This is a genomic window from Allobosea sp. CER48 (genome assembly GCF_044752385.1).
In the GTDB taxonomy this organism is placed as follows: domain Bacteria; phylum Pseudomonadota; class Alphaproteobacteria; order Rhizobiales; family Beijerinckiaceae; genus Allobosea.
Genome location: NZ_JBIWYK010000146.1, coordinates 1 through 7,054 on the forward strand (window position 1 = coordinate 1; position 7,054 = coordinate 7,054).

Below are 7,054 nucleotides of genomic sequence, written 5' to 3' on the forward strand. Positions count from 1 at the left end.
TCGTCCTGTTTGCGCTTGCGATGGGTGGATTTGCGATCGGAACAACAGAATTCGCCTCGATGAGCCTGCTGCCCTATTTCTCGGCCGGCCTCGGCATCGATGAGCCCACGGCGGGGCATGTCATCAGCATCTACGCGCTTGGCGTCGTGGTCGGTGCACCGCTGATCGCCGTGCTGGCGGCGCGTGTCCCGCGCCGCAACCTGCTGATCGGCCTGATGACGGTGTTCGCTGTCGGCAATGGACTGAGCGCGCTGGCTCCGAGCTACCACTGGATGCTGGCCTTCCGCTTTCTGAGCGGCCTGCCGCATGGCGCCTATTTCGGCGTCGCGGCGCTGGTCGCGGCCTCGCTTTCGCCGCCGAACCGCCGGGCGCAGTCGGTGGCGCGGGTGATGCTGGGCCTGACCATCGCGACGATCCTCGGTGTTCCCGCGGCGAGCTGGATGGGGCAGGTTCTCGGCTGGCGCTCGGGTTTCGCCATCGTTGCCGCGCTAGCACTGCTCACCGTCCTGCTGATCGCGCTCTTCGCGCCGCGCGACAAGGTCCAGCCCGGTGCCAGCCCGCTGCGGGAGCTCGGTGCGCTGAAGCGCAGGCAGGTCTGGCTGACACTCGGCACCGGGGCCATCGGTTTCGGCGGCCTCTTCGCGGTCTACGCCTATCTGGCCTCGACCCTGATGGCGGTGACCGGTGCTTCGCCGGCGCTGGTGCCGGTCGTGCTCGCCGTCTTCGGGCTGGGGCTGACCGTCGGCACGCTGTTCGCCGGCTGGGCGGCGGATCGCGCGCTCGTTCCCGCCACGGCGGGCCTGCTGCTGTGGAGCGCCTTCTGGCTCGCGGCCTTTCCGTTCGCTGCAGGCAATATCTGGGCGGTTTCGCTGGTCGTGTTCATGATCGGCAGCGGGGGCGGGCTCGGCGCCATGCTCCAGACCCGCCTGATGGACGTCGCCGACGATGCGCAGACGCTCGCCGCCGCGCTGAATCACAGCGCCTTCAATACCGCCAACGCGCTTGGCCCCTGGCTCGGTGGCACGGCGATCGCCGCCGGCTTCGGCTGGACCTCGACCGGCTGGGTCGGCGCGGCGCTGGCGCTGGGCGGCCTCGCGATCTGGGTCGTTGCGGTCATCGACGCGCGGCGCTGAGCCGTTCGCGCGAGGCCCCGCGGGCCTGTCTGCTCCTTTGGCAGTATTGACCGGGTTGCCGGCCCTTTGAGCGGGGTGGGCCGCGAAAAGCTGCGCCTGCCCCTCTTGCGGGTCGGGCGAAACTGCGCCCAATCTGTCGCAGCGGAGCCGGACCGGGACAACAGTAAAGCCGGCGGCTCCGAAACTGCGGGAGGTTCCATGAAGGGTTTCGTTCGTTTCGTCGCCGCTGCGGCGCTGACGCTGGCCGGTGCGACAGGCGCTCTCGCGCAGGCCAAGGAGTGGAAGGAGATTCGGATCGGCACGGAAGGCGCCTATCCGCCCTACAACAACCTGAATGCCAAGAAGGAGCTCGAGGGCTTCGAGATCGATTACGGCAATCTGCTTTGCGAGAAGATGAAGGTGAAGTGCACCTGGGTGGTGCAGGATTGGGATGGCATCATCCCGGCTCTGCTCGCCAACAAGTATGATGTCATCTTCGCCGGCATGAACGCGACCGACGAGCGCAAGAAGCGGGTCGACTTCACCGCCGTCTACAGCAAGACGCCGATCTGGGCGATCGGGCCGAAGGGCACCAAGTCGGACGACATCTCGCCGGCGGCGCTCAAGGGCAAGTCGGTCGGCACGCAGGGCTCCACCATCCACGCCAACTATCTCGAGAAGTTCTACAAGGACTCCGACATCCGCCTCTATCCGACGCAGGAGGAGGCGAATCTCGACCTGCTCAACGGCCGCCTCGACTACATCGTCGCCGACGCGCTCGCGCTCTCCGATTTCCTCCGCGGCAAGGGCAAGGATTGCTGCAGGAAGATCGCTGAAGTGAAGCGCGACGACGCGATCCACGGCCCCGGCGTCGGTGGCGCCGTGCGCAAGTCGGATACCGAGCTGCGCGAGATGATCAGCAAGGCCGTTGCCGAGACCATGGCCGACGGCTCGCACAAGAAGCTCGAGGACAAGTGGTTCAAGTACGACTGAGCCGGCCGTCCTGAACCGTTTCCGCCGGCCCGGCCGGGCCGGCGGACAGAAGCTTCTCCTGTCTCGGCATCCCCATGCTCGATAAACTCGCGCTGCTCGGCTTCGGCCCCGGAGGCTGGGGCTGGGCCCTGCTGCAAGGCGCCGCCGTCACCATCTCGATCGCATTGGCGACCTTGCCTTTCGGCCTTGCCCTGGGACTCCTCGTCGCGCTGGGCAAACGCTCGGACAATGCGCTGCTGCGCGGCATCGCCACGCTCTACACCACGATCTTCCGGGGCGTGCCGGAACTGCTCACGCTCTACATCATCTATTTCGGCATCCAGATCCTGCTGCAGGAGCTCTGGCAGCGTCTTGGCCTGCCCGGTTCCTTCAGCATGCCGCCCTTCGTCGCCGGCATGGTCGCGCTCGGCGTCGTCCTGTCCGCCTTCTCGAGCGAGGTCTGGGTCGGCGCCCTGAACTCGATCCAGAAGGGCCAGCGTGAAGCGGCGGCGGCGCTGGGCCTCAGCAAAGCTCAGGCCTTCCGCCTGGTCGTGCTTCCGCAACTCGTCCGCGTCGCGCTGCCAGGCCTCGGCAACAACTGGATGGTGCTGCTCAAGGAGACCTCGCTGGTCTCGGTCATCACCCTGCCGGACATCATGTTCATCACGACGCGCGCCAATGTGGTGACCAAGGAGCCCTTCCTGTTCTTCGGCGCGGCGATGATGATCTACCTGGTCTTTTCGCTCATCTCCGCCCGGACCATCGACGGGCTGGAGCGGCGTGCCAATCGCGGCTTCGCCGCTTTCGGGGGCGCAACGCGATGAACTGGTGCGAGTACCCGGGCTGGTTCGTCGGCAGCGAAGTCCTGCAGAACTACGGATGCCGGATGGCCTCCGGCCTCTGGATCACGGTCGAGCTGGTCTTCTTCTCGGTGCTGCTCGGCTTCGCAATGGCCTTCGGTCTTGCCGTCGCCAGGCTCTACGGCGCGCCCTGGGTCGGCAAGCTGGTCAGCGGCTACACCACCTTCTTCCGCGGCACGCCGCTGCTCTGCCAGCTCTTCCTCGTCTATTACGGCCTCGGCCAGTTCCGCCCGTTCTGGCAGGATGTCGGCCTGTGGTGGTTCTTCCGCGATCCGTTCTACTGCGCGCTGCTGACCTTCACGATCAATACGGCCGCCTATCAGGCCGAGATTCTCCGCGGCGCGATCCAGTCCATCCCGCGCGGACAGTTCGAGGGGGCGCTCTCGCTTGGCCTGCATCGCTGGGCGACGCTTCGTCTCGTGATCATGCCGCAGGCGATGATCCTGGCGTTGCGCCCGCTCGGCAACGAGCTGATCGTGATGATCAAGGCCAGCGCCATCGCCTCGCTGGTCACGCTGTTCGACCTGATGGGCGCCACGCGGCTTGCCTTCGCCCGCTCATTCGACCTGTCGATCTATCTCTATGCGGCGCTGATCTATCTGGTGCTGGTCGAGATCATCCGCCGCGTCTGGGACCGGGTGGAGCTCAGGCTCAGCCGGCACATGGCGCTGCGCTGAAGCCGTTCAGCCGGGCAAGGTCAGGACGACGGCGCCGCGCGGCGTCGCCACCACCGTGTGCTCGTACTGCACCGTGGGTGCGTACGGATCACTGTAGAGGGTCCAGCGGTCGCCTTCGCTGTTCTCGGCCCAGTCCGCACCGAGCGACAGGAACGGCTCGACGGTGAAGACGAGCCCGTTCGTCATGGCCCGGCGCTCGCTGCGGTCGGGCCAGGTTGCAATCTCGGTCGGCTCCTCATGGAGCGAGTGGCCGACGCCATGGCTCGCCAGGTTGCGCACCAGCGTATAGCCGTTCCTGCTGGCGAAGCGCCCGACCGCCTGGCCGATGCCGGCGAGGGGCTTGCCCGCGCCGACCTGCCCGATGCCGGCCCAGAGCGCGCGGCGGCCGTCGCGGCACAGCCGCTCGAGCTTCGGCTTGACGGGCGGCACGGCGAAGGACGCTCCGGTATCCGCGAAGAAGCCGTTCTTTTCCGCCGAGACGTCGATGTTGACGAGGTCGCCCGCGAGGATACGCCGATCGCCAGGGATACCGTGCGCGATCTCCTCGTTGACGCTGATGCAGGTCGCGCCCGGAAAATCGTAGGCGAGTTCCGGGGCCGGGCGCGCGCCTTGCCGTTCAAGGAAGTGGCGGCCGATCGCATCGAGCTCCGCCGTGGTCATGCCGGGTTCGAGCGCCTTGCCCATGGCGGCGAGCGTGCGCGCGACGATACCGCCGATCTCCTTGAGCGCCTGCAGTTCGTCATCGTTCGATATCGTCATGCTCCGGAGCTAGGCGTTCGGGAGGCCGCGCGCAACCGGGGCAGGTGCATGGCGGGCTGGCACGGGCAAAGCCACGCATGCCGCCTTGGTCCTGACGGCGCTTCCCTCGCAGCAGCCAGCAGGCTAAGCCCGCTGTAAAGCTACAAGAGGCAAGCGGAGAGCAGCATGGCCAAAGTCGCGTTCATCGGTCTCGGCGTGATGGGATATCCCATGGCGGGTCATCTCAAGGCCAAGGGCCACGAGGTCACCGTCTACAATCGCAACCCGACGAAGGCGCAGGCCTGGGTCGCCCAGCATGGCGGCGTCTCGGCCGCAACGCCGGCGGATGCCGCGAAGGGGCAGGAGATTGTCTTCGCCTGCGTCGGCAATGACGACGATCTGCGTTCGGTGACGACGGGCGAGAACGGCGCCTTTGCCGGTATGGAGAAGGGCGCGATCTTCGTCGATCACACCACGGCGTCCGCCAATGTCGCGCGCGAGCTCTACGAGGCGGCGAAGCAGGGCGGCTTCGGTTTCATCGATGCGCCCGTTTCGGGCGGCCAGGCCGGTGCGGAGAACGGGGTGCTGACCGTGATGTGCGGCGGCGAGCCCGAGATTTATGCCCGAGCCGAGCCGGTGATCGCCAGCTTCGCCCGGATGTGCCGCCTGATGGGCCCGGCCGGGTCGGGCCAGCTGACCAAGATGGTCAACCAGATCTGCATCGCCGGCCTCGTCCAGGGCCTGTCGGAGGGCGTGCATTTCGCCAAGCGCGCGGGGCTCGACGTCGAGACCATGCTGGAGGTCATCTCCAAGGGCGCCGCCGGTTCCTGGCAGATGGAGAACCGCGGCAAGACGATGAACCAGAACAAGTTCGACTTCGGCTTCGCCGTGGACTGGATGCGCAAGGATCTTGGCATCGTCCTCGACGAGGCCCGTCGCAACGGCGCGCAACTGCCGGTTACGGCGCTGGTCGACCAGTTCTACGCCGAGGTGCAGAAGATGGGCGGCAACCGCTGGGACACGTCCAGCCTGATTGCCCGTCTCGAAGGCTGACGATCAAGGCGGCCCGGTTCAGGCAGCCGGGCCGCGCCGCTGACGGACGAAGCCGACCGCGGCGAGGCCGCCCGCGATCAGCAGCCAGACCAGCAGGTTCATCGATTGCGGCCAGACAGTAACGAGCCAGCTGATCAGCACGGTCAGTGCGGCGCTGATCCCGAGTTGGCTGGCGCCGAGCAGGCCGGCGGCGGAGCCCGCCAGTTCCGGCCGCGCCGACAAGGCTTCGGCGGTGGCGCCGGGGATGGTCAGCCCGTTGCCGATCGCATTGACGGCGAGCGGCAGAAACAGCGTCAGGGGCGACCACCAGGGCGAGAGGGACAGGGCGAGAGCCGCGCCGGTTCCGACGAAGGAAATCACCAGGCCGAGCCGTACCATCTTTGCCGTGCCGACGCGCACGGCAAAGCGCGACATCATAAAATTCCCGATCATGTAGCCGAGCGCATTCAGGATGAAGTAGCTGCCATAGACGTCCGAGCCGCGCCCCATCGTCTCGACCACGATGAAGGGGGTCGCGGCTATGAAGACGAAGAAGGCGGCGGACGCGCTTGTCCCGGCCGCGACGTTGAGCAGGAAGTCGCGATTGCCGATCAGGCCGGGGAAGGCGCGGAAGACGTCGAGCAGCGAACTCTGCGCGCCGACATTGGGAGCGGTCTCCGGCAGGCGGGCGAGCGTGAGCACCAGGACGCATGCGCCGAAGACGCTCATGAACCAGAAGATCGCGCGCCAGCCCAATACGGTCTCGATCTGGCCGCCGAGCCAGGGCGCCAGCATCGGGGCGACGACCATCACCATCGTCACGGTTGCGATCTGGCTCGCGGCCTGATCGCGGTTGGCCGTGTCGCGGATGATCGCGCGCGATAGCGCAAAGACCGCGCCGGCCCCGGCCCCTTCCAGCACACGGGCGATGAGCAGGGTGTGGGTCGATGGCGCGAATGCACCCACCACCGAGCCGGCGACGAACAGGGCGACGCCGGCATTGACGCAGGGGCGCCGGCCGAAGCGGTCCGAAAGCGGCCCGATGACGAGCTGCGTCAGCGCCACCGAAACCAGGAACAGCGTCAAAGTCAGCTGGATCGTGGCATAATTCGAGGCGAAATGGCGGGTGAGGGCCGGCGTGGCCGGTGCCAGAAGGTTGAGCGCGATCGGCTGGAGGGCGGAGATCGCGACCAGGATGGCGAGCGTCGGTTTGACCATCCCGGCCGTCATGTCGCCTGCTTTCGCGTGATCTTGAGGTTGGAGTCGGGGCGCACGCGCTGGCGATGCATGGTGTAGAGCCCGCTGCCGACGATCAGGCCAATCCCGAGAATGGCGAAGAGATCGGGCACGTCGCCCCAGACGACGTAGCCGAGCAGCGTCGCGAAGACGATGATCGTGTAGCGGTACTGCGCGATGACGCCGACATCGGTGCGGCGGAAGGCGCTGATGATGAAGAAGGTGCCACCCGTCACCAGGAGAGAGGCCAGCAGCACATAGAAGGTCTCGTGGCGCCAGATCGGCAGCCACGTCTCCGTCAAGCCATATCCCGCGGCGACCGCTCCGACGAGTATGGTCGTCGTCAGCGAGACGATCGTCGAGGGCACTTCCGGGCCGATCATGCGCGTCGCCAGATCGCGGGCTGCGGTCAGGACGACGCTGATCA

8 protein-coding genes are annotated in these 7,054 nt (G+C 66.9%); 5 read left to right on the forward strand and 3 right to left on the reverse strand.

Annotated features, from left to right (window positions below; genetic code table 11):
- The 4 genes from ACIPIA_RS07675 to ACIPIA_RS07690 form a co-directional block, all read left to right on the forward strand.
- Window positions 1-1,133 (forward strand): MFS transporter (locus ACIPIA_RS07675; RefSeq protein WP_400508222.1); only part of this gene is annotated, 1,133 nt, incomplete at its 5' end.
- A 198-nt stretch (window positions 1,134-1,331) separates the two neighbouring features.
- Window positions 1,332-2,105, forward strand: coding sequence for a transporter substrate-binding domain-containing protein (locus ACIPIA_RS07680; protein ID WP_400508223.1), 774 nt, complete (start codon window positions 1,332-1,334; stop codon window positions 2,103-2,105).
- Between the two features lie 74 nt (window positions 2,106-2,179).
- Window positions 2,180-2,908, forward strand: coding sequence for an ABC transporter permease (locus tag ACIPIA_RS07685; protein ID WP_400508225.1), 729 nt, complete (start codon window positions 2,180-2,182; stop codon window positions 2,906-2,908).
- Window positions 2,905-3,621, forward strand: coding sequence for an ABC transporter permease (locus ACIPIA_RS07690; protein ID WP_400508227.1), 717 nt, complete (start codon window positions 2,905-2,907; stop codon window positions 3,619-3,621). Before ACIPIA_RS07685 ends, ACIPIA_RS07690 begins: the two co-directional genes overlap by 4 nt.
- Before the next feature lie 6 nt (window positions 3,622-3,627).
- Here ACIPIA_RS07690 and map read toward each other — a convergent pair whose 3' ends face one another.
- Window positions 3,628-4,380: a type I methionyl aminopeptidase gene (gene map, locus ACIPIA_RS07695; RefSeq protein ID WP_400508229.1), complete on the reverse strand. Its 753-nt coding sequence runs from the start codon at window positions 4,378-4,380 to the stop codon at window positions 3,628-3,630.
- A gap of 165 nt (window positions 4,381-4,545) precedes the next feature.
- Between map and ACIPIA_RS07700 the strand changes: the two genes are divergently transcribed.
- On the forward strand, window positions 4,546-5,412 hold the full coding sequence (locus ACIPIA_RS07700; RefSeq protein WP_400508230.1) for an NAD(P)-dependent oxidoreductase: 867 nt from the start codon (window positions 4,546-4,548) through the stop codon (window positions 5,410-5,412).
- 18 nt (window positions 5,413-5,430) lie between these two features.
- Here the strand turns inward: ACIPIA_RS07700 and ACIPIA_RS07705 are convergent, their stop codons facing one another.
- Complete coding sequence (locus tag ACIPIA_RS07705; protein ID WP_400508232.1) at window positions 5,431-6,609, reverse strand: multidrug effflux MFS transporter; 1,179 nt, start codon at window positions 6,607-6,609, stop codon at window positions 5,431-5,433.
- 8 nt (window positions 6,610-6,617) lie between these two features.
- A partial coding sequence (locus tag ACIPIA_RS07710; protein WP_400508234.1) for an EamA family transporter occupies window positions 6,618-7,054 on the reverse strand: 437 nt, incomplete at its 5' end.